Consider the following 24926-nt stretch of genomic DNA (forward strand, 5'->3'; position numbering starts at 1 on the left):
TTTTTAAAACAGTTTTTAGGCGTATCCCTTGCCAAAACTTCACCCGCAGCTAGGGTCGGGCTATCCGTTGCAATCTTTTTTAGTCAAAAAAGGATTTCCACTTCTATCCCTTACGCAAGAAGGTTAAGTTTTTATTTTTTAGAATTTAAAACGTCTGTTTTCTTTTTTATCAGAAAGTTTCTTCTTGGTATCTAATCTTTTCTGAACTTTAGCCTTAGAAGGTTTTGTTTTATATCTCGTTTTAGGAATAATGATAGAATCATTCACAATTTCCAGAATTTTCTCTGTAGCAATTTTTTTATTCTGCAGCTGCGTTCGTGATTCTGAAACAGTCAATTGTAAAATTCCATCCAGATTAATTCGGTTTTTAAGTTTTTCGGTAATTAATTTTTTTTGAAAATCATTAAAAAGATCAGAATCTGATACCTTCCACATTACCGTTACAGAAGTTTCTATTTTGTTCACGTTTTGTCCACCTGCACCGCTGCTTCGTGAAGTTTTGTAAGTGAGTTCTGTGGTGAAGTTTTTCATAAATAATATTTTTTAACGACTCAAATTCCCCTCCTTTGGAGGGGTGGATTTCGAACTTTGTTCGAAAGACGGGGTGGTTTAAACGGATAAATATAATTCTTAAACCTCAAAAATACTTTTTAATTCCAAACGATTTACTTTTCCGTTCGGCGTTCTCGGAATTTCATCCACAAAAATAATTTCTTTCGGCTTATGGAACGACTTTTCAAATTTGAGATTTGAGATTTGAGATTTGAGATTCTCGCCTTCAAATCCTTCAACAATTAATATCAATTTCTGTCCTAAACTTTCATCTTTAATTCCTAAAAATACCACTTCATTAGGAATTTCCTTTTTTACTAAAGCTTCAAGCTGTTCAGGAAAAATTTTTGCACCTCCTGAATTGATTACATTGTCAATTCTTCCTAAAAATTTAAACTGATTTTGGTTTTTGATTTCAACCAAATCATTCGTCAGCAATATTTCAGAATTAAGTTGGGGTGCAGAAATTCTCAGGCAGTTTCTTTCGTCGGTTGAAATTTCAATACCATCAAAAACACTGAAGTATTCGTCCTGAGTAGGGTAGGTTTTCTTTAAAGCAATATGAGAAAGAGTTTCAGACATTCCATACGTCTCGTAAATCTGAGTGGGAGAGTGGGAGTGTAAGAGTGTTTGATAAATTTTCTTTTTTAAAGATTCGGAAACAGCGGCGCCGCCAATAATGAGATTTTTTATGAAGTGAATTTTATCTAATGAGTTTTCAACCTGCAATGGAGTCATTGCACAAAAATCAATGTTCTCATTTAAATTTTCAAGAGGTTTTAAAGAAGGATCTGAAATAATAAGCTTTAGCTTTCGAGTAATAGCTCGCACAACCATCATTTTTCCTGAAATGTACTCAATGGGTAAACAGATTAAAGCAGTGTCTCCTTCTTTTAAATCTAAAAAATTGCAGGTCATTTTTGCTGAATTCAGCATTTTTTTTTTTTCAACTTCAATGATCTTAGGAACGCCTGTAGAACCTGAAGTCTGTACTTTTACTTTTTTTGGATCAGAGAACCATTGTTCGAGAAAAAAAATCACTTTTTTCTCGAAATCGGTTTCAGTATGTAAATTATTAATTTCGAGATCATTGAAGTCGAGCAGCATATTCACGGGGTTAAATTGTATTTGTAAATTTAAAGAAAATTTAAAAAATGATTTGCAAATAAAGAAAAAAGCTTTAAATTTGCATCACCAAAATAAAACAGACCCATGGTGTAACGGTAGCACTCTGGTTTTTGGTACCATCAGTTGGGGTTCGAATCCCTGTGGGTCTACATTCAAGGAGGAATGATCAAAATGATCATTTCTCTTTTTTTTTACACCATCTAACTCATTGTTTATCTGAAATATATAGTGTGCTATTGAGTTAATTCGGGCGGTTCGATAATGTTTTCCATCAAATTCCAATTTTTCAGGAAATATCGAACCAATAATTGCACGCTTTACCTCAATTTCTCCTTCTTGATAGTGTTTTCCGATATTTTGAAGTGTCTCTAAGGCTTGTTCGAGCAGTTTATCTATATTGGTAATTTGTGGCACTGAACTTTTATTAATATTTTCTTCTAACTTTGTAATTTGCTCTTTACATTCTCTTTTAATCTCTAGATATTCATCATCATCAATTATCTCACTAAGAAACTTGTTTCGAGCAAAAGATAGTTTGTTATTTAAAATATCGATTTCGTCAGATATTTTCTTTTTTTCTTTTAATGGATCGTTAATGAAGTTCTTATAATTTTCAGTCAAAAGTTTTTTAAGGTATTTTTTAACTGGTGCATTCATTTCTAATGTCATTAATCCATCTTCAAAAACTTTATTGACTATCTCTGCTCTTTCTCTGAATCCGCAAATAGAATTACAATGATAATAATAGTATCTATTACTTCGACCTTTTGAAGCACTGGCGGTAACTGTTTTACCACAGTTGGGACATGTTAAAAATCCACGAAGTGGAAAATTTTCCTGAACAGTGATTTTTGTGTTCGGTCTTTGAGGTCGTTTCTTTCCATCCAGTATCTCTTGTACTTTGTCAAAAAGTTCCTCACTGATTAAAGGTTCGTGTTGACCGTCAACAAAACAGGATTCCTCATCCTTATGTTTTGGAACAAATACTTTACCGCAATAAATCGGGTTACGAATAGCTATATGAAAAGATGTTCTGCTGACACCTTTCCTCAAAGACTCATTAATTTTTGTTCTTATAGAATTGCTTGTATAGATTCCTTTAGCCAATTCATTGAATGCCCACTTCATTTTTGTTGCTTCCGGCTCTTTGATTGCAATATACTTTTTACCATTCTCGGTTATCTTGTTAGCATAACCAAATGGGGCTTTTCCCATAACACGCCCTTCTTTGACAGCTCTTCTCATTCCATAAAATACGTTGAGTGCTCTTCTGTCATTTTCAACCTCGGGCGCAGCCAAATAGATAGCCAACATCATTTTGTTTTCCGGGATGGAAAGATCAAGCGGTTGTTCAACGGCTTGTAAATCCACACCCAACTTGGAGAGGATGCTTATCATCTGATAGGCATCGCCTGCGTTTCTACTAAAACGATCCCATTTCGTAAATAAAATAACATTGGTTCTAGAACCTTTTTTCTTAAGTTCAGTCAGAAGGTTTTTCCATTCGGGACGGTTAAAAGATTTTGCAGAATGATCTTCATAAATAACATTTCCTACAATCAAATTATTTTGTGAACAATAACGTTTAAGACGTTCTTCCTGATCTCTCTGTGAATAACCTTTGTCCGCTTGCTCATCTGTCGATACACGTATATATAAATCTGCTGTTTTCATAATTTTAAAATTTAATTCCTTGGAATAATAGTAATTATGGTCAAATAATAAATTTCAAATTTACCAGATGGATATTCCACTATGGAGTATCATTTCTGATCAGTATCGAAATACTTTTTAATGACCATTAGTGTAAGGTTGTAAAGAAACTCCATTATCAATTCAGCTTCTTCCTCTGTCAGCTCCATACCTTCAGTTCGGAAATATTCAATAACTTCCTCTATCGGTATTTTTTTGATTTCTTTTGCCTTAGACATAAATGCAGAATTTCCCTAAAAATAATTCAGAGAAATTCCATTTATTCCGTGATATGTATCTCACTGCATAGTTAGGCACAGAAAGTCTTTAATTAGATAAAATTTATTTTTTAAAGGTCTATTTTATTTTCTGATAGTATTGCACTCTCCGTTTTATCGCAGATTAAATTTATCTTAAAATCATCTAGCAATTTACCATCAACAACAGTTTCTTTGAGCTCATCCATCAACTTGTCTACAATCATTTTCATTTGATCTGCTTTCTCAGTGTTAACTTTTGCTATACTGTGATGTACGCTCATATTATAATCAGTAAAAGAAAATATGTTCGTAGAGAATTGATCAAAGAGATAGTGGTATTTATGTATGTCCATATCAGCGTAGATACATAGTTGCCAAAGGGCTTCGGTGGTCATATAATTTGGCAGATAGTAGGTTTTTGCGTAGATGTATGTTCTACAAAAGGACAAGAGAAATAAAGCAAAGATATTATCTACCCCTTGATAATTTTCTTTTTCACCATCAATCAGTTTATAAAACTGCAATGAACTTCCCAATGTGCTTTTGTAATAAAAATACAGGTCATTGTGCTGTGGATGATGTGGCGTTTCCCAATGTGGTTCCGGATGATACTGATCTGAGGAATAGACGAGATTTTTACCTTGCATAATGAAAACAAAGAAACTCTGGAACTCACGGAGATTCTTTTGAATCCAATACCGATCGTGACCGACCAATAAAAACCTGTATTGAGTTCCAAAAAGGCTCATCAAAGAATGTGTGATGGCTTTAATTTTTTCATTGTTTACATTCAGACCAATTAGCAGGAAATAGTAAGTTTTCACATCTCCATAGGTTGTTTGATGAAAAAAATAGATCTGTTCCAATTCTGCGAAGGTCAATATTCTGTCAATAGCCTTCTCGAGAATTTCATCTTTTTTAGATTCCTCGATTGGAAATAGACCTTCACCAGCATTACATATCTTCTCGTATTGATTTTTGATAAGATATTTCAAATTGTAGAATCTAACTGTGATAAATGTATATAATGAATCCGAAATGATGCGCAACGAATCAAACATTTCTGAATTGTAGATTATATCATCCTCTTCAATTGACTTCTTTGTTTCGTCAAAAATTTCAGTGATAAAATATTCGTACTGATTCTTTTTAACAAAATATTGTTTGAGTTCCGGAATGTAGATCAGCAGTTTATTTATCCTTTTGTTCAGATCAATGTCAAATGTCCTGTTTCCGGTAAATAATTCTTCCAAATATTCAAGATCATATTCGATCAGTTTTTCATAAGAAGTAAAGACACTATTGTAGGAATTCTCAGCGATCAGCCTTTCGACCTGCAACTGATGGATCTCGTGGTCGTGGTGAAAAGTATCTTCGTACCGATTGAACTTTTTGTGATATTTTTTCCAGTTTCTATTGATTAAAAGTGAAGAACGTGAATCTTCTTTCTGATAGATCATTGATGACTGATGACAATGGTATTCTATGAATGGGTGACCTTTAGAAAATTGGTAATCCAGTCTTGAATAATCAATGAAGTAAATATAGACCTGATATTGTTCTCTGACTTCGGCAACCCATTTTTTTGACTGTAATTTTATAGCATCTGCATTTTTAGAAACGGAGATGAGCAGGTGTGATTTAGTTGAGTTCTTTTCCTGCTTGTAGAATATCTGAACAATTGAATAGTTGTTTACAAGCTGATTCAATGTGTTTTCCATGAACTCGTTGGCGAGAACTGAAAATTGAGATTTCTTTAGCGTTTTCATAGCTGATCGTTTTTAGTTTCATAATCACTATCGTAGCATATAAAGATAGCCTCAATAAATAAGCGAACCAAGGCAAACCATACCATACCATCATATCGATATGTACACCCATTTCGGAATCGCTGTCAAATCCCAAAGTCTGTTTCAAAACAAAATCAGGGTCTTTCATATTTTCTTGATATTTCTTAAAGTAATCAATTCCTACTATTGATAGTATTAGTAGGAATAGCTCATTAATACATTCCTCGGAAGTGATTGCATTCATTATATAATTTATGCTATCAAATTGAGTCACATCATCGACCTTGCCTTTACTCAAATTACCCTTATCCTTGTCAAAGTAAAAATGAATGAGTAATAACAGGCAGGACAGCAGTCCTGCCGTCTTGACATCCCGCCTGCTTGCATCTTTGATCTCAATCTTTCCTGATAATAATTTCTCCAATTCGTATTCTTGAATCAAATCAGGATAGCTATCGAGCAGTTCTGTAAGTCTGGGATTTTTCAGTTGGTCACGCAGGCAGAATATACCAAATTCAAGATCTTCTCCTTGAGAATTCTGAACCAGAATACTTAATGCGATTTCAGCTTGCTCTCTTGTTTGTACAAGCTGTTTCTCTTTACTAAAGGGTGTGTTTTTTTTCATGTCTATAATTTTGCTTTAGTAAAGTTGAAAAAGGACTGAAAGATATCCTATTCCGGAAAGGGATATATTATTCAGAATTATTCTTAAATTTATCTTTGATCTTTGTGACACCTCTTTCACTCAATACCTGCGCTGCATCCAGCATTTTAACAAGGTAAATGTGAGGAGTGATAAGGTCATAATCAAATTCTTCCCTGTAAGGTGAAAGTGACACGTGAACAATTTCATTCAAGAAAAACTCATATTCGTCCAACGTTTTACATCTGAATGCTTTCTCGAACACAAGAAATGGATCTTGATATTCTTCTTTGTTTAAAGATGCTTGACCTATGATCTGCCATTCGTTGGGAGCTTCTTTTACCTTCCATTTTTTAGATTTGAATGTTAGCAGATACGCTCCCCTTATAAATGATTTGACAGCAGTATGAAAATCGAAGACGTCTCCCGGACGTTCTTTGTTACAGACCTCAGCTTTGTAGACATACAGCATAACCTCGTTGAGTGTATTTTTATAGCTGTCTATAGTACAGTAGTTAAAGAAAGTGTTGATTAGCTCAAAAGGATCTTTAATTTCGTATGTTGCCCAGAAACTCGTCTCCATAGATATTTTAATCTTTTTCATTAGAATAGGTTTTGAAATGTGAGAACTAAATTCTCTTGTTGTGACTGAATAATCTATTCTTTTAGCGAATAAAATATCCGTTGGAAGGGATATTTTACAGGATAATTTTTTAACTTTACAATTCAGACGAATTAATAGAAATGGCTTTATCTTTAAGCCTTTAAAATTTTGATAACCGCTATGGAACAGAAAATACATCAAGGAAGAAATGTAAAACGCTTTAGAGAAATGCTTGGAATCAAGCAGGAAGCTTTGGCATTTGACTTAGGCGAGGAATGGAATCAAAAGAAAATTTCTCTGTTGGAGCAGAAAGATGTGATCGAAGATGATCTGTTGAAAGCAATTTCAAATACTCTTAAAATTCCTGTAGAGGCTTTCCAAAACTTTGATGAAGAACAAGCTGTTAATATTATATCAAACACATTTAATGATCAATCAAATGGATATAATTACTATCCTACATTCAATGTTAATCCTGTCGAGAAATGGATTGAAGCGTTAGATGAAATTAAAAGATTGAATGCTGAACTTTTGCAGGCAAAGGATGATAAAATCAAAACCCTCGAAAAACTTTTAAATAAAGAATAAGTAATTAGGGATAATTACTTTTTCATAAGAAAGGCTCAACTTGTAGTTGAGCCTTTTAAATACTCAAGCTTGCACTGAAATTTAAAAACTAAACTAATAATTAAAAAATTGAACGATGGAATTAGATTTTGATAAGTTTAAAAGGTCATTAATTATTTCGAAAAATGACAAATATGCTTTTCTTTTAGGTGCAGGTAGTTCAATAACCTCCGGAATTCAATCAGCTTATGATTGCATTTGGGAATGGAAAAAAATGATTTATCAAACCAGTAATAATATCTCAAATGAGCTAATTGAAAACTTTAGGAATAAAAAAAATCAAGAGATCATACAAAATTGGCTGGATAATCAAGGGAGATTTCCTCCCAATGAATCTGAAATCGAATATTCTTTTTATGCAAACGAGTGCTTTCCCATTGACGAAGACCGAAGAAAATATTTTCAGAAAATTTGTTCTAATGCTCAACCTTCTATTGGCTACAAAGCAACAGCATTATTAGCCAAATCAGGTTTTGTTGATACGGTTTGGACAACTAATTTCGACGATTTAATGAGAGATGCATGTATATCGCAGCGTTTTCAATCAATCGATATAACGTTAGAAAATACTTCCAGAATTATCAATCGTGCTCAAAATAGTAGCGAATTACCAATTCTAAAACTTCACGGGGATTTTAAGTTTGGAGATTTAAAAAATACTGAAAGTGAGTTGAAGACTCAAGATGAAGTATTTCGAGAAAAAATGATCGAGTATCTTAAGGATAAACATCTTATTGTTTTTGGATACAGTGGTAGGGATAATTCTCTTATGAATACTCTGCGAGAATTATATACAAAAGAAGGTGGAGGTAGATTATATTGGTGTGGATATAAAGAAAACAAAAGTGAAATAGTCAAAAACCTGATCCTTTCTGCAAATGAAAGCAAAAAGAGAGCCTTTTATGTTGCTACCGAAGGATTTGATAATGCTATCTATCAAATTGCTCAATTACTACTAAGTGATAATATACAAATCTATAATGAGTTTGAGGCACTTGTTAAAGATGATTCAAAGAAAATTGAATCAATTCCATTTAATCTTATGCTGTACGTCTTCAAACTAACTTGGACATTTTGGAATAAATCCTTAAGGAGTATTTAGGGTTATAAATTTATAAATTTCTGTTGAAAATACAACTGTCTTCTTTTTCGGATTGAATCCGATTTTATTTGTCTTCTTTTTTCCAAAATTTGCTCAGATCTTCCGAAGTACACATCTGCTGGAGGAAGGTTTTTCAAAGATTCGTGATATCGCTTGTTATTGTAGTTTTCTACGAATTTTTCTAAAGCTTCCACAAGTTCTTCAGGATGATAGAAGTGATTGAGTTTTACCACATTTTTCATCGTTCTGTGGTATCGTTCTATTTTCCCTTGGGTTTGCGGATGCATCGGCTTTCCGTGAACCTGCTTCATCTTCAAATCGTCTTTCAGGTAGGTTCTGAGTTCGTTTGATATGTAGCAGGAACCATTGTCTGAGAGTAATTTCGGTTTGGCTTTAGACTTTAATTTTGCTTTTTCAATCGCTGTATTTACTGTTCTTTTCACATCTTCAGCCTTCATCGAATCACAGAGTTCCCAGTGGATGATATACCTGCTGTAGTCGTCTAAAACAGTGCTCAGATAGTACCAACCCCAACCAATCACTTTAAAATAAGTGAAATCTGTTTGCCACATTTGATGCACAAATTCTGTCTTATCCTTAAATTCATTTGCTGCTGAAAGTAAAAAATGATTCGGTGCAGGGATTAAATCCCGTTGCTTCAAAATCCTGTAAACACTGGATTCTGAGATGAAAATACCTTGTTCATCGGTAATTTTGTGCGCCAGTTCTCTTGAGGAAAGTTCTGTATGTTCCAAAGCGATTTCTACTACCAAATCTTTTTGTTCTTCCGGAATGCTATTCCATTGTCTTTTAGATGTTCTTTTGGACGTTTCCAAGCCATCGTAGCCGTTTTCAAGGTATTTCTGATACCACTTATAGAAAGTACTTCTTGCAATCCCAAAGCTTTCCAAGGTTCGTTTTACACCAATTTCACTCGTAGTAACTTCTTGAATAATTTCGTATTTCTCACTTGCTGATAATCTCATAAACTTTCTGTATTTATGGGTCAATCCAGCATGTCTAAGCTTTTTTTTACAATGTCATAGCGCAGAACCAAATCGGCAACCATTTCCTTCAGTCGGGCATTCTCTTTCTTCAAATCCGACACTTCATCACTCGTGGCTTCTCTAATGACATCGCCGTTGAGTCGTTTTTTACCGGCTTCCATAAATTCTTTGTTCCAGGAATAAAACTGAGATTGGGCAATATTATGCTGTCGGCATAGTTCCGCTACAGAAGTTTCTGCACGAAGCCCTTCCATTACGATTAAAATTTTCTGCTCGGCTGTAAAGATCCTCCTTGTATTTTTACGGATGTCTTTTATGAATTTTTCGGAACTTTTCTTTTTAGGTGTTTCCATAATTAAATGTAATTCTTTTTTTGAAAACACTCCTTAACTTTTATACTATATAGTGTCTACTTTTTGCTGACGATTTACACAATATTCGTTTTTAGCTATTAAATCCTTTCGAATATAATCGAATGTTTTCTTTCTGAAGTTATGGGTTTCAGAATCTGCTTTTGCTGACTTAAAGTTAATGGAAGTCTTCACAAGCACTAAATAAAAAATACTCTTTTAAATCAAAAACTTTTGACTTAAAAGAGTATTAAATGGCAAAGAATGTCTTGAAATAAAATATTATTATTTCAGGCTAGATACAATGCTTTTGAAATTTGACCAAATGAGATTTTCTACGTCGTTTTCATTTATTTTCCACTCACTGGCTAAAAATGAAATTACAGTTCTTACCTCTCCTGGTATAATCGGAGAATTATTCACATTAATAAAAGGACCATCAGTTTCTGTTAGAATAAGATGCCTTGGTATTTTCGAAATTATCTTTCTGCCAGACATTGACTTTATCATTGACTGATTAATTGAAAAGTAATAACCTTCTTGAACAATCTCATCAATTAGAGTAAGCCCACCTGAATACCAATGAAAAATTGCCGACCTTATATTATTTTTTTTTAGAAGCTCTAAAACTTCTTTTTCTGCCTTTCTGGAATGAATACTTAAGATTTTTTTTTGCCCTGAAATAGCCTTTAATATTTTAGAAAAAGTATCTAATTGAATATCCTTTGTTGAGACACCCTCTTTAGAAAAGTCTAAACCAATTTCTCCAATATATGATGTTTTACTAATATTCTTTAAGAATGAATTAAACTCTTTTTTATGCGAATCAGCCATTAATGGATGCATTCCTAAAGCCAATCTTATTTTTTTTAATGACTGGAAATGAGAATACCCCATTTCAAAATGGCTTGGCAGATTGGTCATTGCTAATATAGTGATATTAGCTTTTACACAATCCTGTAAAATTTTTCTTGGATTCTGATATAAATCTATATGGCAGTGTGTATCGATAATCATCTTATCCCTAGCTCAGATTTTACAAATATATTTCCTTTCTCCCTAAACAATTGTAAAACTTCTTCTTTAGACCTTAATACCATATTCGCATATTGTTGAAGATTATCAATTTCAATATTTCCATTCACCAATAAATCTCTTTTCATTTTTTCCAAAGAAATATCTTTTTTTAAATAACTTATTAATGCGGGTAAATCTGTACTGTAGCTTCGTGAATTTGGTCTGGTAATAAAGTTGCCATAATGATTTTCGTTATCTAATCGTGCTTTATTCAAAGCAGCTCGTCTGTAAATACAAGGCATACAGATTCCACATTCTTGGGTACCTGTTTTTACTTCCCAATTTTGCTTTCTGCCTCTTTTGCCACAAGACACCGAATTTTGAAAAATACTTTGTATAAATGTTTGGTTTGTACATTCAACAAACATCTCTCCTTTAGTTTTAAATGTATAAGGATTATGTATTCTTGTAGATAACCCTAATTCGGCAAGCAATTCTTGAGTGTTTTTTAAAACATAGGGATGTGTTGTTCTTGTACTTAAAGAACTTACTCTTGATGGGGTCAATGGATAATTGATTGAAATTGTGCCATTCTCAGGAATTATTAATTCATCAATTGGAGATAGGTAACAACCTAAACCAATAAAAAACAGAGAACGACTACGATAATTATTTTCGATGGTTACTCTGTTTCCATCAATATCTTTCCTTGATAATGCTAATTTTGATTGTACCCAATATTGGAAAAGACGGTCAAATTGACCACCTAATTTCGGAGTAAATTGACCACTGATTTCGGAGCAAAGTGACCACCACTTTTCGGTCTAAAATGACCACCTGTTATCTGGGTTATATTTGAGATAAAAACGACTTGGTTTTTTCATGATGTTAGCGTCATATATTCGTTAAAAAAAGCGGATTATGGCAAATAAAATAACAGACATGAGTAAAATTAGAAAAGTCATAAAATTCTACAGCACTGGAAAGAGCAAGTTATTTATAAGCAGCTATCTATCCCTTTCCAGAAATACCGTTAAGAAATACATCTCATTATATGAGATCCTGGGCTTGAGCCCTGATGCAATCAATGCCAAGACAGACGCCGAGTTGGAACTTTTGTTTTCCAATAACACGGTTCACACCATCAGCCCCAAACTACAGTCCCTGTACGATTTTTTTCCCAAGATGGAACGTGAGCTCAAAAAGGTGGGGATCACTATCCATCATATGTGGGAGCAGTATCTTGTACTGCATCCTGATGGTTTTCAGAGTTCACAGTTCCGGCATCATTACAAGGTCTGGGGCAAACGTGTGAACCCTGTGATGCATATGAATCACAAATCCGGTGATAAGATGTATGTCGATTATGCAGGAAAGACACTCTCCATTATTGATAAGGAAAGCGGGGAGCTTAAAGAAGCTCAGTTTTTTGTAGCTATCCTGGGAGCAAGCCAGTACACGTATGCTGAAGCCTCTATGAGCCAGCAGAAGGAAGATTTTGTACGATCTGTAGAAAATGCCATCCGCTTTTTTGAAGGCACACCGGCAGCGATCGTTCCTGATAACTTAAAATCCGCAGTGATCAAAAGCAGCCGTTTTGAACCCACCATCAATGAGACCCTGGCCGATCTGGCCGAACATTATGAGACGACTATCTTGCCTGCCAGGGCTTACAAACCGAGGGATAAATCCTTGGTAGAGGGAGCGGTCAAGATCCTGTACAGAAGGATCTACGCCAACCTTCAACAGGGAGCCTGCGGCCTGGATGAACTAAATCTTGAGATCCGGGACCTGTTGGACTCCCATAACAAACGCAAGCTCACAGGACGTCCTTACTCCCGCTACGAGCTGTTCCTGGAGGACGAGAAGCAGCAGCTGCGCCCACTGCCTGAGCGTCGTTTTGAGATCAGGTACCAATCCTTTGCAACAGTGATGCAGAACGGGCACGTACAGTTGAGCCAGGATAAGAACTACTACAGTGTCCCGTACCAGTATATCAAGAAGAAGATCAAGATCCTATACACCTCTTCCACCGTGGAGATCTACTATAAATACAACAGGATCGCCATGCACAGACGCAATTACAAGCCTTATGTCTACACGACCATTACAGAACATCTGGCCAGCACCCACCAGTTCGTTGCCGGATGGAGCGCTGCCCGCTTTATCGATTGGGCTAATAGTATTGATACCGCAGTGGGAGAATACATTGTCCAAATTATCGACAGTCGCAATCATCCCGAGCAGGCCTACAAAAGCTGCCTGGGGATCCTGAACTTCGAAAAGAAAGTAGGCAGGGAACGATTGATCAATGCCTGTAAACGGGCATTGGATTTTAAGATCTACAGCTTTAAGACCGTGCAGAAGATATTGGAGAACAATCTGGATCAGATGATCGATCCGGAAAAAGAAGAAAAGGAGCAGGAACTGCCTGATCACGGCAACATCAGAGGAAAACAATATTATCATTAAATACCAACAGTTATGAACGAACCGACAGTGAGCAAAATGAAGCAAATGAAGCTTTACGGCATGCACAATGCCTTTAAGACCGCTATTGAAAGCGGAAGGACAGACCATTATACCCTCGACCAGTTTGTATCGATGCTCATCGATGCCGAATGGGATGAGAGGCACAACAGACGCATAGAGCGAAGCATCAAAAATGCCAAGTTCCATTACAGGTCCAGTATTGAAAGTGTCAACTTCGATGACACCCGCAATCTCGACCGTAATCTGGTAATGCGTCTTGCAGGATGTGAGTTCGTAGAGAAAAATGAGAACATCCTGATCACAGGAAGTACAGGCGTGGGTAAAAGTTACCTGGGAACTGCGTTGGGCTACCAGGCCTGTATCGAAGGCTTCAAGGTCAATTATTTTAATACTTCCAGGCTGTTTGCCAAATTAAAAATGGCAAAAGCAGACGGGTCATACCTGCGCGAACTAGCAAAACTACAAAGGCAGGATGTGATCATCCTTGATGATTTTGGTCTTCAGGCTTTGGACAGTGCCAACAGGATAACCCTTCTGGAGATCATAGAAGACCGTCACAACAACGGGTCCATCATTGTGACATCACAGATCCCGGTGCAAGGCTGGTATGACATCATTGGCGAAAAGACCATAGCTGATGCTATTCTGGACAGACTTATCCATCAGTCTCACCGCCTGGAACTCCAGGGGGAATCTATGAGAAAAAAGAGAAGAGTTAGCAGGGAGTAATTAATTATTATATTTGAATATTAATTGACACATGAAAAGCAAGAGTTTTTATCAAATTTAAGGGTGGTCAATTTAAACCGAAATTACCTGGTCACTTTGAATTGAAATTGGGTGGTCAATATCACTGGAATTTACACACATAAAATTTAAAAATTTGATTATGCTAAAATAATTTTAATAATTATACAATAATTACGGATATCCGTAATCGTAGTTAATTTGTTTGATAAAGATCGTAAAAAATACATTATGAAATATCAGTATAAATACGGTAATGATTTTCCAATACTGTATTAGTAAAATATTGAAATGAATGTAAATACCAATTCCGTTAGCCTCGTAGAGCGAAGTAGCAACTTTGTTAGGACGTCAGGACTTTCAAAGTTGCGAATGAGCTCCTAACTTTTCCGCATAGTTGTAAAATCGCACACATTTAACAGACAATAAATCCATTCTTAAAATAGAATTTTAGGAAGAAAAAAACTATGCTAAAATTTAAGTTGGCTGTATCAGTATGCAGGTACTAACTACCAACAGACAAAAATTGTAATTCCATTTATTAATATATCCATCAATAAAAGGCTGATAATCTAGACTTTCATTGATAATAGAAGACAAATAGTTCCTTGCAACGCCATTGTAAAGTCATACCTCATTTTCAGAATTAATTTTCTGAAAAATGACAATATGGTACATAAAGAAACTGTCAGTAAGGAAATGTGGGAAATTCTTCAAAAACTGATGAAAGAGGAAAGACTAAAGGATTTTACCTTGGTAGGTGGTACTGCACTCAGTCTAATGCTTGGTCATCGTTTAAGTATTGATATTGATCTGTTTACAACTAAACCGTTTAATGAGAAGTGTATCCTAAACTATCTCTCGAATAACTATCCTGTAGAAGTTAAAAATAAGTTTGAAAATACATTGCTTTTGAAAATATCTGAAATCAAGGTCGATATCCTTGCCCATCAGTATCAATGGCAATTGCCTACAATAATAACAAAAGAAGGCATTAGGTTGGCATCCCTTGAGAATATAGGCGCCATGAAACTTCACGCTATATTTCAAGATGGAAGCAGAATAAAAGATTTCGTTGATATGCATTTTCTATTGGAACACAATTCTCTTAAGACTTATCTTGATTTTTATCAAAAAAAGTATGGAGGAAATCCCTCACTTGCTGCCTTAAGTTTACTACATCACGACAGTATTGATAGGAATGTGCAAGTCAAGATGATAAAAGGTAAAGATATAACCTGGCAAAAGATAGAAGAGAGACTAAAAAAAGCAGTTCATAACCCATTACTTAAATTTACTGAAATCAAAGAGCAAAATAATAAACAAAAGGGACGTGGATTCAAGTGTTAAACTTTTATATATCACTATTATTCAGTATATTTATACTATGAAAACAGGAAATAAAAAAAGACCATGCTTTGATATTGATCCTTCATTTTTTTGGGATTTTGATTTAGATGCGATGGATCTAGATAAAGCCTATAAGTCAATTATTGCCCGTATTGTTGAACGTGGTAATCAATACGACATTGATAGAATTGTAAAATTTTATACTTACGAAAAAGTAGTCAAAGCAATTCGTGACGAAATCCATTTCCTGCCAAATTATGCAATTGATAAAGCTATAGAGTTTTTCCCCGAACTTAAAAAAGAGGAGATGCACTGCTATCTAAATAGAAAGGATAAGCCTTATCATTGGATATAGTTTTTCGAAGTTTACTTCAGGAACTTAGCATCAATAATATTCTTGAGAAAATAATTTCTCATAATAAAAAATTGAAAGGTGCTAATTTTCGTGATGCACTACTCGGGGGAAATTAGCTTCTTTTTCTTTTTGAAAAAAAATGTAAGGTGTCCGCTTTTTAGCGGACTTCTTGCATTTTAATATTTTATTTAGACGCTTTTTACTATTATAACTCAAATTTTCCAGTTATTATTGGTATATATTTAAGTCACAAATAGAAATGTCAATTATTCATTTTCTTATATTCGAGTTAATAAGGTATATCTAAATAACCTTATTAACATAGGCAATATTTGAATATGATTGTCACTAATTACTATATATTTGTATTTATATATTAAATTTAAATGAAATTATTAGCCAAAAAAATTAAGCGTTTCAATTCTAGTAGAAATGGCTTCATACAACCGGTGTTTGAAATCAATGAATCGGATCATCACAAACCTGTATCGAAAGATGATTATCCGAATAACGGTTATATATTTATTAGTGACTTTGATTTACTCGATAGAGACATTGATACAGAACTCATAGTTATCGATAATGGATTTTTCATTAACGACGATAATATGTTTGCGGAGAGAATAAATGATTATAATGCTTCTCAGAAAAGAATAAACTACAATATGGGTATCAGTAATTATTTTTCTGCTGTTACCCCAATTCAATATATTCCAATTTACAATAATCATTTTAATATTGAAAAACAAAGACTTATATCCGATGAAGGTATAAATAGCGATGTGTTTTTTCTAATAGTTGAAGAAGAGAATAATATATATGGTCCATTTGAAAGAGATAATTTTGATTTAAAAGCTGCAACATTTAAAAATAAAGATTATGATACATCAATGTACCGAGATTTTTTGGATGCATACATTGAATATGACGGATCTGTTATTTTTAAGCTAAACAAGCATCTATCATCTGGAAATATACTTACAGATTTTGATGGAAATAGCTACATCAAAGATTTCACTAATGTCATTATTGAGAATTTGGGAGAAAAAATTGAATATACTCCGATACAAATTTTACATTCTTGGGTGTTAAATAAACTAAATAACAAGGGTTTAAGAATTTTCGATTTTCTTGACGAAATTGGGGATATAGATAAGTTATTTAGTTCGAGTTTAGATCAACTAAAATGGCAGAAGTATTTATTTTTTATTGATAAACTTGAAGAGGAAAGTAAAATTATTCAAAGCTTAGTAAATAAACTTTATGATAAAGGATTTGTAGAGGATATAACTGGAAATACACAGATAGAAAATATTGAAAAGAAGTTAAAAACCCTTGAAGACAATGATATAATTAAGAGTGAGGAAATAATAAAGCTAAAAGATGATAAAAGACGACTTGAAATTGAATTACAAGAAATAGAAAAGAAGGATATTGAAGGAATAGATAAAAATAGCTATCCCAATATTGCATCTGTATTAAATCATCCTGAAAAACTTCAGAATCTCGAAGAAATCATTGAAAATAGAGAAAATTTTGAATTGCTGAAAGATGATTTGAGGAAGTTAGAAATTAAAAAAGAAATTTTTGATGAAGAAATCAAAAAGTTAGAGGATACAGAGAGAAAAATTCAAGATTCAATAAGACATATAAAACAAAGTTTTGATAGTGACGTTTCTGTACATACAGCCAAACTAGCAGATGCTAAAATGTATACAGATTTGCTCAATGGAATAAATATTAATCATACTAATAATGATAATTCAGAAAGCATTGAATCTGTGGTTTTAAGTAAGCTACCAGAAGAAATAACTACTGCAAGATCTTATATATTTGAAATCCAAAAAAGATTAAAAAATCTAAATAGAGATTTATCTTTTAATGATGTCGCAAACTTAATAATAACTATTAACCATTCTTTTATCACAATACTCGCCGGAGCACCAGGTGTTGGAAAAACATCATTAGTAAATAAATTATCAACAGCATATGGTTTAAATGAAGGCTTTGGATATTTAGAGGTTAATTGTGCGAAGGGATGGACTTCATCTAGAGATTTGTTGGGTTTTTACAATCCACTTACAGGTAAATATCAAGACTCAAAAACAGGGTTAAGACTGGCTTTGATGAAATCTAATAAAAATTTAAATTCGCCTTATATTGTTTTATTGGACGAAGCCAACTTAAGTCCTATGGAACATTATTGGTCTGATTTTATAAAATTAGCTGATGGAGATTATGCAAAAAAAATAAAAACTCATGAACAAGAAGAAATTACTTTTGGAGAGGGGTTTAGGTTTATTGCTACAATAAATCATGATCACACTACAGAATCATTATCAAATCGTTTAATTGACAGAGCATCAATTATTCAAATTGATAAACCACTATCAGTAATTGAAAACGCAATTTCTGACATAAAAAATGATCATGTATTTGACTTCAATGATGTACAAAAATTGTTTCCTGAGACACAAAAATGGAAATCAGATGAGGAGTTGATTAAAAAACTTTTTCAACAAATAAAAGAAAAAATTGAATCAAATAATAGCGGCATTATTATTAGTCCTCGTAAAGAGATTTTGATCAAAAAATATTGTAAAGTTGCTACAGGGGTTTTAGAAGGGAATTCTTATACTGCCTTAGATTTTGCAGTCTCTCAGCATATTATGCCGCTAGTAAATGGAAGGGGTGAGTATTTTGAACAATCATTGAAAGAGTTAAAAAGTATCCTTGAAGATAAAGGTATGACCAAGTCATCAGTTTTGTTGGGGAAAATTTTAGAACGAGGAAAAGATTTGAAGCATTTTAAATATGTCTACTATTAAAATGGATTATGAAATCTTATGTTATAAAAATGTAAGGGAGAATACAGTTCGCATTGAAATGAATGAGATAATTAATGAAGTTGATTATTTTACATTCATTGTGCAATCAAATGTTGAACTAGAAAATCATTGTTTATTAATAACAGATATTCCGGTAGAAATAACTGTTGTAAAAATTATTGATGGACAGTACTTCTATACTGTTAAAGAAGATTCTGTAAGAAATTATTTTAAAAATCAGGATTTTGATAAAGTCTTTGATCTATATAAGGCAAGATTTTCAATTCCAAATTTTATTCAGAATATCTTATTTTATAAATTATTTATAAATTATCCTATTGGAATATGTGATATCGTATTAGTTTCAAAAGATAATTACGAGCAGATTTCTACAATTAAATTAAATGTAGTTTCTTCAAAAATTGATGATTTTGAATTCGAATCGTTAGTTTCTTATGTTGAAAGTAAAGGAAGTTCCATTTGGGCAAAATTTTCTTTATTAAAACAGCAAGCTAATAATTTTAGTGATGAAGATAGATTAGATTGGCTATTGATTTTCTGCGACAATTTCATTAATGAATTTCGAAATAAATATTTGCTATATTTTCAAATTGACAAAATAACTACTTTAGAAAACAATTATTTAATTGAGACATATAATGGTTACAATGCTGTTTCCGAAGATTCTATTTTATGGCTATTGACAAATTTGGAAGTTTTAACTGCAACAAATTCATATGATCCCAACAAACTATTAATTAATAAAAGGACATTTTTTCCTACTGATATTTTAACGTCACACATTATAGAAACGACAGATAATCCAGAGAACCAATTAGTTAACGGGTTTATTAATGAAATATCGTTTTTTTTAGTTGAATTGAAAAATATTTTTTCTTCTGAAAGTACCTCAACCGACTCTGAAAGATTTGAAGATATGGTAATGGCTTATTCGTATAGAAGAAAGCTAAAGCTTATAAAAGAATTAGCTTTTAAACTAGCGATAATCAAGGAAGTAATTGTTAAGGAGATTCCTGTTAGTAAAACCGATGTAAATTTTTCTAACATTAACAAAATTGAGTCTAAAGAACACTACTATTACGTCTATAATCATTTAATGACGTGGTTACTTTATAAAGGGGCAAACTATACTAATACCAACAAATATTTTAAAGGAATAAGTAGATTAGATGAATTATTTGAACGTGCTTGTTACTATCAAATTATTGACACTTTTATGCAATTGGGTTATATGCCAGTTATAAAATATAATGACGCTGGTGAAATATTTGATAGAATGACTCTTTCAAATGGACAAAGAAAAGTGAATTTTTACTATCAACATTTACCAGATTCACTAACAACAATAAAAAATATTCGAAACCAATTAAAGCCTGATTTTATATTTGAATTTGAGGATAATACTTTTATAATCTTGGATTCTAAATACAAGAAATCAAAAAATATAGAAACTTATGATTATCCAGATTTGGCTTTAAAGTATCTACATGGTATAGGCTCAACTGATGGTCGAAATTTTAATATTTTGGGCTTATTAGTTTTGTTCCCGAGCACTGAATATAGCAGAAATTTTTATCATAAAAATGAATATGGAATTTTTGGTTCAAAAACAATTTATCCATTTATCGGGAGCATTGGTATCAATTTTACAAATACTGAATCTTATTTACTATCAACCATTGAAAGGGTTCTCGAAATAAAAAATTATTGAATATCGCATTTTGAAAATACTTGAAAACTATAAAGGAATGGTTGATAAAATTTGTATGTCATCATAAAAATGTTTCGAAATCTGTTCATCTTTGACTACAAAAAGCCTTGTTAATCACTCGATTTTCAAGGCTTTTTTGTTTTTGGTCATCAAGGTTTTGTAAGTTTGTTAAAGGGATTTACTAATCTGAATTTCTTGAAAAATAGCCCAGATCGCAACGGCATCCTTTTTTGTTGTGAGGAATTAGCTGGGGAAAAAAGATAGAGTGGAGAGCTGGAAAAAGCTCCTAAAAACTGGCTTTTACCTGCATACTTCCGATGTGGATGGTTCTTTCACCGGAATTTCGCCCTTCATAGTTTAAATTCAGTTGTAAGAAAGAATTGATCGCCTGCTGAATAAAAACACTCCAAACCTGGTTTTTTCCAGGCTTTAAACCATCAAGCATTTGGTTTCCTACAATACTGAAGCTATTTCCTGTAAAATCGTTGTTGATGAATGAGAAGTTTCCTCTGATTGATGTTTTTTTGCGTTCCCACTGAATCGTTCCTGTGATATCGAATGCTTTCAGTAATTCTTCGCCGTCTTTTCTCTGTTTTTCACGGTAAGCCGATGAGAATTCTGCCTGAATAGCGTCTGTGAATTTATAAGTGGCTTTTGGCTTTGTCTCAAAATTATTCAGCCTGTAATCTCTTGTTGCAAATAATTGTGATGAATTTTTTAAATCGTGAACGGAGTTTTCCCAATCGACTCTGAATTCTTTATTAAACCAATATCCGATATTCACAAAATGGGAAGTTTGATTTCGCTCTTCGTTACTGAAGTTTGCATTAATAAGATTGTCGTTCTGTATAAAACGGTAATTTCCGTTCCAGCCTGATTTTTCGGTAGGGTTGAACTGTGCCGACATCAAAATATTCTGATTTTTAAGAATCTGATTTTCGCCTTTTTCAAAAGGATTTAAAACCAAAACTTTATCTTTTTTATAGAATGAATTCTGAGAGTTTAATGAGATGTTGAAATTCCAGCGTTTTAAAAATTTATTTTCCGAATTGAAAACAACCGATGGATTGACAAATAAAGCCAACTGTAGTTTGTTTTTATTGGAAGGAATATAACGCACCGAATTGGTGTAAATTCTTATGTATTGTGCCAAATCGGAGTATTCTGCAATTTCAAATTCGTCGAGCTGCTGTATTCCGTCGCCGTTGTAATCGGTCCACTTATAAATTCCTTGCCCGTCTGTCACTTTGATGTATTGAAACTCTCTTTGTGCTTCCTGTCCGTTTCCTAATTCGTAAAATGCCTGAAGTCGCATTCCGTTTTTGAATAATTGTTGGTTGTACAAAATATTCCCAACCACAAAATCTTTATTCTGATTTACATCTACAATGTCATCTTTATAGAAGAATTTTCTGTAATGAAGCAACGCATTTAAAGTTGTTTTTTCAGTTTTAATGATTTGGCTTTCTGCCATGAAACCTAAAATCCTGTTCGTATTCTGAAGACTGTTGTCACGTACCGAGTCATTTTCTCGCATGTACATTTTGGCTAAAAGCTTCGTTCTTGTGCTGTCTCCGATTTTTTTCTGAACGAAAAGCTCTCTCCAGCTGAAACTCGTGACATCCATCAATTGAGTGTCGTTGTATTTCTTTTCATTGTGTTCCATACTTCCTCCAACTGCCCAACTTCCTTTTTTACCGGTGTACTCGGTTCCGGCTCCTCCACGGATGAATTTTGTGTCTTGAAGGGTGGCATTGGTGTTAAGGTAAGATAAGTTACCTTTTGTATTGAATTTTCCTTTGATCCAGTTCAAGTCAAGGTCGTTTTTCGTTCCTTTATAAGAATCCTGCTCATCAAGATAGTTGATACGGTAATTTAAGGTCGATTTATTATTCCACTTATTTAGAAAGCTGAAAATAAAACGGTTTTGTGTTAATCGGTTAAATTCCTGAGCTAAGTTGAAGTCACGTGAAAATTCTACATCGTTGATACGGTCTAAAATATGGAATTGCTTATCGATGTATTGATATTCAAAGCTTGGTGTTCCTTTCCAGCTGTTTTTAGTAAATGTTTTATTCCCAAAAATTCTTGCAGCATATCCCAAATTTTGATCAGAATCTTTTGAAGAAAATAAGTTGATGTCGTAATTACTCATCGAAATATCGGCTCCGATTTTACCATCTTTCAGCAAATATTCAGAGTTGAAAGTATACACCTGAGCTTTTTGCGGGGACGGAAGTTTTCTTACTGCACGGTAATCTCCCAAATTAGGACCGACATATTCAAAAACCCTTCCGTTATTGGTGGTTTGTGTTAATTTGTAATCTCCCAAGTTAGCTCCAAAATAGGTGAACGAAACCTGATATAAAGTTTGCGCGGCATCTGTAGAAAACTGATAATAATTTCCGTTAGGATTCAGAACGAGACTGTAAAGAATTTTGTTGACATCGTATTCTGCAACAACACCGGAAGGCGCATACATTAAGTTTAAATCATTTCCGGCGTCTGCTAAAATCTGTTCGTCTTCTTTCGATAAATTTAAAGCCAATGGAGCATTTTTATTATCATTCTCCATAAACCAGTTTAAGCCTAATTTTAATTTTTCTCTTTGATGCTCAACTTTTCCGGTAAATAAATATCGGGAATAATTTCTGTTGGCATAATTAAAAGAAATGGTAATGAAATTCTGCTGGAAAATCGGTCTGAAACTGGTGAAAGTAACTTCCCCTGTATTGTAATTAATGATATAATCCTGGTTTTCCCCACGCTTCATCAAAATACCGTCGATGAAAACCTGTTCGGAACCTGAAATCAGTGTAATAAATTGTTCGCCATTTTTCCCTGTTAAACGGTAAGGTCCCTGATTACCTTCTATCCCCTGAAAACGGATTCTGTGAAATTCGCTTCGTGCCACACCCGCTGAAATATCAACGAAAGTTTTATTATCGGTTCCAAATTGTGTCTGAAACTGAAGACCCATGCTTCGACGCTGATATTTGGCGAAATAATTTTTAGAATCAACCAAATCTAAATGTCCGGCTCTAAGAATAGATTTATCCTTAATATTAAGCTGCATATAAATCTTGTCGAATTCTTCTAAGGTCTGCGTATAACCATCTGCCTGAATCGGTAGATTGTGATCTGAAATACTCGCTAATACCGTAACATCTTTTGAAAGTCTGCCGGAAATTTGAAGATCCATCGAGCTTTGAACAGACTGTCCTTGATTGTTACCAAAAGTAATTCCCCGGATAATAGAACCTTTTGAATTTAATTCGCCTAAAAATCTTTTAGAATCGTTTTTTGCGAGTACCGCTTCGTCTACAATAATTCTGTTGCTGGTTTTCACAAAATCCATGGTGTCTTTTGCGAAGATATCCTGTCCGAATTTAAAAGCGAGAATGCTGTCCTTTTTTTTAGCTAAAATACTGTCATTCTTAGAAGAGATGGAATCTTTGGGGATATTGGGATTTTTCCATGAGAATATTTGAGCATTATTCAGCAATAAGCCCATGAAAAAAAGAACGAATATCAGAATAGAATTTCGCAAGTCTCCTAAAATAAGTGGTAAAAATAACTAAAAAATATGAACAGTTCGGGTTTTGGCATTATTAACAGAAAATTAACCTAAATATTGTCCCAAATGGAAAAAATGCCGTAATTTTGCTACGTAAATTATTAATAATTAAAAAATTAAGTTATGAAAAAGATCTTTACAATTTTAGGAGTTGTTGCAGTTGCAGCTTTTGCAAATGCACAAAACTTAATTACAAATCCTGGTTTTGAAAATGGTACTACTGGTTGGACGGCAACTAATCCTGGTTCTGGTGCGGCTTATTATTTACCTACTGTTACTACTACAGCTCCACACGGAGGGGTTAATTCTGTGCAATATGATATGCCAACTGCTACTACAGGGTTTGAGCAAAATATAAATGTAACTCCAGGGGCTACTTACACAATATCTTTTTGGTATAAAGCTAGTGGAGATGATACAGATGCAAGAATCTGGGCAAATTACTTAGATTCTGCAGGTGGAGCAATTTATCAAAATTCTGCTACAGCTTCCGATCCACTTAGAGGACCAAATAATGGTTATTTAACATCAAGTACTGCTTGGACTCAACATTCTGTAACTGTTGTTGCTCCTGCAAATGTTGTTTCATTGAAATTGCAAGTACGTGCTTATAACAATGCTACAGTTGTTGCTTTTGATGATTTTTCTGTAACAACCGGTACATTAGCAGTAGGAGAAGTATTACCTTCAAAATACAGAATGATTAAAAACACTTTCGTTAAGAATGACGAAATTACTTTCGGAGCAGATGCAAAAGACGTAAAAGTGTATACATTAACAGGTCAGTTAGTAAAAACAGCTTCTGTAAAAGCTAACGGAACTTTAAATATTGCTGAATTAGCTGAAGGTAACTATATCGTTACAGGAACTGTAAACAACCAAGCTGTTTCTCAGAAAATTTTGAAAGACTAATCAGATTTTTAATAATCAAATTAATCATATAAACCGCTTCTTTGAGGCGGTTTTTTTGTGTTCTATATAGTGAGTTTTTTTTAATAACTCAAAATATGTGGTATATGATTATTGATATGGTATTAATTTTGCATAAATTATTACGAATCAATCAAAATAT

Annotated in this window: 18 protein-coding genes, 1 tRNA gene and 1 pseudogene; 10 read left to right on the top strand and 10 right to left on the bottom strand. The window is 33.5% G+C overall.

Annotated features, from left to right (window positions below):
• Positions 1-138: 138 nt before the first annotated feature.
• Together arfB and FDY99_RS13935 are read right to left on the bottom strand one after the other, a co-directional pair.
• Positions 139-531: an alternative ribosome rescue aminoacyl-tRNA hydrolase ArfB gene (gene arfB / locus FDY99_RS13930; protein WP_139422279.1), complete on the bottom strand. Its 393-nt coding sequence runs from the start codon at positions 529-531 to the stop codon at positions 139-141.
• A gap of 99 nt (positions 532-630) precedes the next feature.
• The gene (locus tag FDY99_RS13935) at positions 631-1659 is read right to left on the bottom strand and encodes an AMP-binding protein (RefSeq protein WP_139422281.1); all 1029 of its coding nucleotides are present in this window, start codon (positions 1657-1659) and stop codon (positions 631-633) included.
• Positions 1660-1758: 99 nt separating this feature from the next.
• Here FDY99_RS13935 and FDY99_RS13940 point away from each other — a divergent pair.
• Positions 1759-1829 (top strand) — tRNA-Gln (locus FDY99_RS13940).
• Between the two features lie 742 nt (positions 1830-2571).
• Here the strand turns inward: FDY99_RS13940 and FDY99_RS23355 are convergent.
• From FDY99_RS23355 to FDY99_RS13965, 4 genes and pseudogenes are all read right to left on the bottom strand, one after another.
• Positions 2572-3354: pseudogene (locus tag FDY99_RS23355) on the bottom strand (recombinase family protein); the annotation flags it as partial.
• 89 nt (positions 3355-3443) lie between these two features.
• Positions 3444-3611, bottom strand: coding sequence for a DUF2624 family protein (locus FDY99_RS13950; protein WP_139422283.1), 168 nt, complete (start codon positions 3609-3611; stop codon positions 3444-3446).
• A gap of 110 nt (positions 3612-3721) precedes the next feature.
• Entirely contained in the window at positions 3722-5401 is a 1680-nt protein-coding gene (locus tag FDY99_RS13955) for a hypothetical protein (RefSeq protein WP_162304173.1), read from the bottom strand.
• 713 nt (positions 5402-6114) lie between these two features.
• Positions 6115-6669, bottom strand: a complete 555-nt coding sequence (locus tag FDY99_RS13965; RefSeq protein WP_228448798.1) for a hypothetical protein — start codon at positions 6667-6669, stop codon at positions 6115-6117.
• A 180-nt stretch (positions 6670-6849) separates the two neighbouring features.
• On the opposite strand from FDY99_RS13965, the gene FDY99_RS13970 reads away from it, so the two are divergent.
• Positions 6850-7257: a helix-turn-helix domain-containing protein gene (locus FDY99_RS13970; RefSeq protein WP_139422291.1), complete on the top strand. Its 408-nt coding sequence runs from the start codon at positions 6850-6852 to the stop codon at positions 7255-7257.
• Positions 7258-7372: 115 nt separating this feature from the next.
• Positions 7373-8398, top strand: coding sequence for an SIR2 family protein (locus tag FDY99_RS13975; RefSeq protein ID WP_139422293.1), 1026 nt, complete (start codon positions 7373-7375; stop codon positions 8396-8398).
• Positions 8399-8400: 2 nt separating this feature from the next.
• Here FDY99_RS13975 and FDY99_RS13980 read toward each other — a convergent pair.
• The 3 genes from FDY99_RS13980 to FDY99_RS13990 form a co-directional block, all read right to left on the bottom strand.
• Positions 8401-9758, bottom strand: a protein-coding gene (locus FDY99_RS13980; RefSeq protein WP_394344535.1) for an IS3 family transposase whose coding sequence is annotated in 2 segments (ribosomal slippage) — positions 8401-9420 and positions 9423-9758 — 1356 coding nt in all. Because the reading frame shifts where the segments join, the coding sequence is not laid out codon by codon here.
• 282 nt (positions 9759-10040) lie between these two features.
• Positions 10041-10772, bottom strand: a complete 732-nt coding sequence (qatD, locus tag FDY99_RS13985) for a Qat anti-phage system TatD family nuclease QatD (RefSeq protein ID WP_139422295.1) — start codon at positions 10770-10772, stop codon at positions 10041-10043.
• The gene (locus FDY99_RS13990; protein ID WP_139422297.1) at positions 10769-11338 is read right to left on the bottom strand and encodes a hypothetical protein; all 570 of its coding nucleotides are present in this window, start codon (positions 11336-11338) and stop codon (positions 10769-10771) included. Before FDY99_RS13990 ends, qatD begins: the two co-directional genes overlap by 4 nt.
• A gap of 355 nt (positions 11339-11693) precedes the next feature.
• Here FDY99_RS13990 and istA point away from each other — a divergent pair, with 355 nt between their 5' ends.
• The 6 genes from istA to FDY99_RS14020 all read left to right on the top strand — a co-directional run bounded on the left by istA (position 11694) and on the right by FDY99_RS14020 (position 20277).
• Positions 11694-13244 (top strand): IS21 family transposase, encoded by a 1551-nt coding sequence (istA, locus tag FDY99_RS13995; protein ID WP_139420994.1) that lies wholly within the window; start codon positions 11694-11696, stop codon positions 13242-13244.
• A 12-nt stretch (positions 13245-13256) separates the two neighbouring features.
• On the top strand, positions 13257-13994 hold the full coding sequence (istB, locus tag FDY99_RS14000) for an IS21-like element helper ATPase IstB (protein ID WP_139420992.1): 738 nt from the start codon (positions 13257-13259) through the stop codon (positions 13992-13994).
• Positions 13995-14681: 687 nt separating this feature from the next.
• On the top strand, positions 14682-15362 hold the full coding sequence (locus tag FDY99_RS14005) for a nucleotidyl transferase AbiEii/AbiGii toxin family protein (protein ID WP_139422299.1): 681 nt from the start codon (positions 14682-14684) through the stop codon (positions 15360-15362).
• 37 nt (positions 15363-15399) lie between these two features.
• Positions 15400-15717, top strand: coding sequence for a DUF6922 domain-containing protein (locus FDY99_RS14010; RefSeq protein ID WP_139422301.1), 318 nt, complete (start codon positions 15400-15402; stop codon positions 15715-15717).
• A gap of 386 nt (positions 15718-16103) precedes the next feature.
• A complete protein-coding gene (locus FDY99_RS14015; RefSeq protein WP_139422303.1) occupies positions 16104-18545 on the top strand; it encodes an AAA family ATPase in 2442 nt (813 codons plus the stop codon).
• Positions 18532-20277, top strand: coding sequence for a DUF2357 domain-containing protein (locus FDY99_RS14020; RefSeq protein ID WP_139422305.1), 1746 nt, complete (start codon positions 18532-18534; stop codon positions 20275-20277). Before FDY99_RS14015 ends, FDY99_RS14020 begins: the two co-directional genes overlap by 14 nt.
• 286 nt (positions 20278-20563) lie before the next feature.
• Here the strand turns inward: FDY99_RS14020 and FDY99_RS14025 are convergent, their stop codons facing one another.
• Positions 20564-23791 (bottom strand): hypothetical protein, encoded by a 3228-nt coding sequence (locus tag FDY99_RS14025; protein ID WP_228448799.1) that lies wholly within the window; start codon positions 23789-23791, stop codon positions 20564-20566.
• A gap of 186 nt (positions 23792-23977) precedes the next feature.
• Between FDY99_RS14025 and FDY99_RS14030 the strand changes: the two genes are divergently transcribed.
• Positions 23978-24766, top strand: coding sequence for a carbohydrate binding domain-containing protein (locus tag FDY99_RS14030; RefSeq protein ID WP_139422307.1), 789 nt, complete (start codon positions 23978-23980; stop codon positions 24764-24766).
• Positions 24767-24926: the final 160 nt, after the last annotated feature.

Origin of the sequence: Chryseobacterium mulctrae (assembly GCF_006175945.1) — a bacterium.
Lineage (GTDB): Bacteria > Bacteroidota > Bacteroidia > Flavobacteriales > Weeksellaceae > Chryseobacterium > Chryseobacterium mulctrae.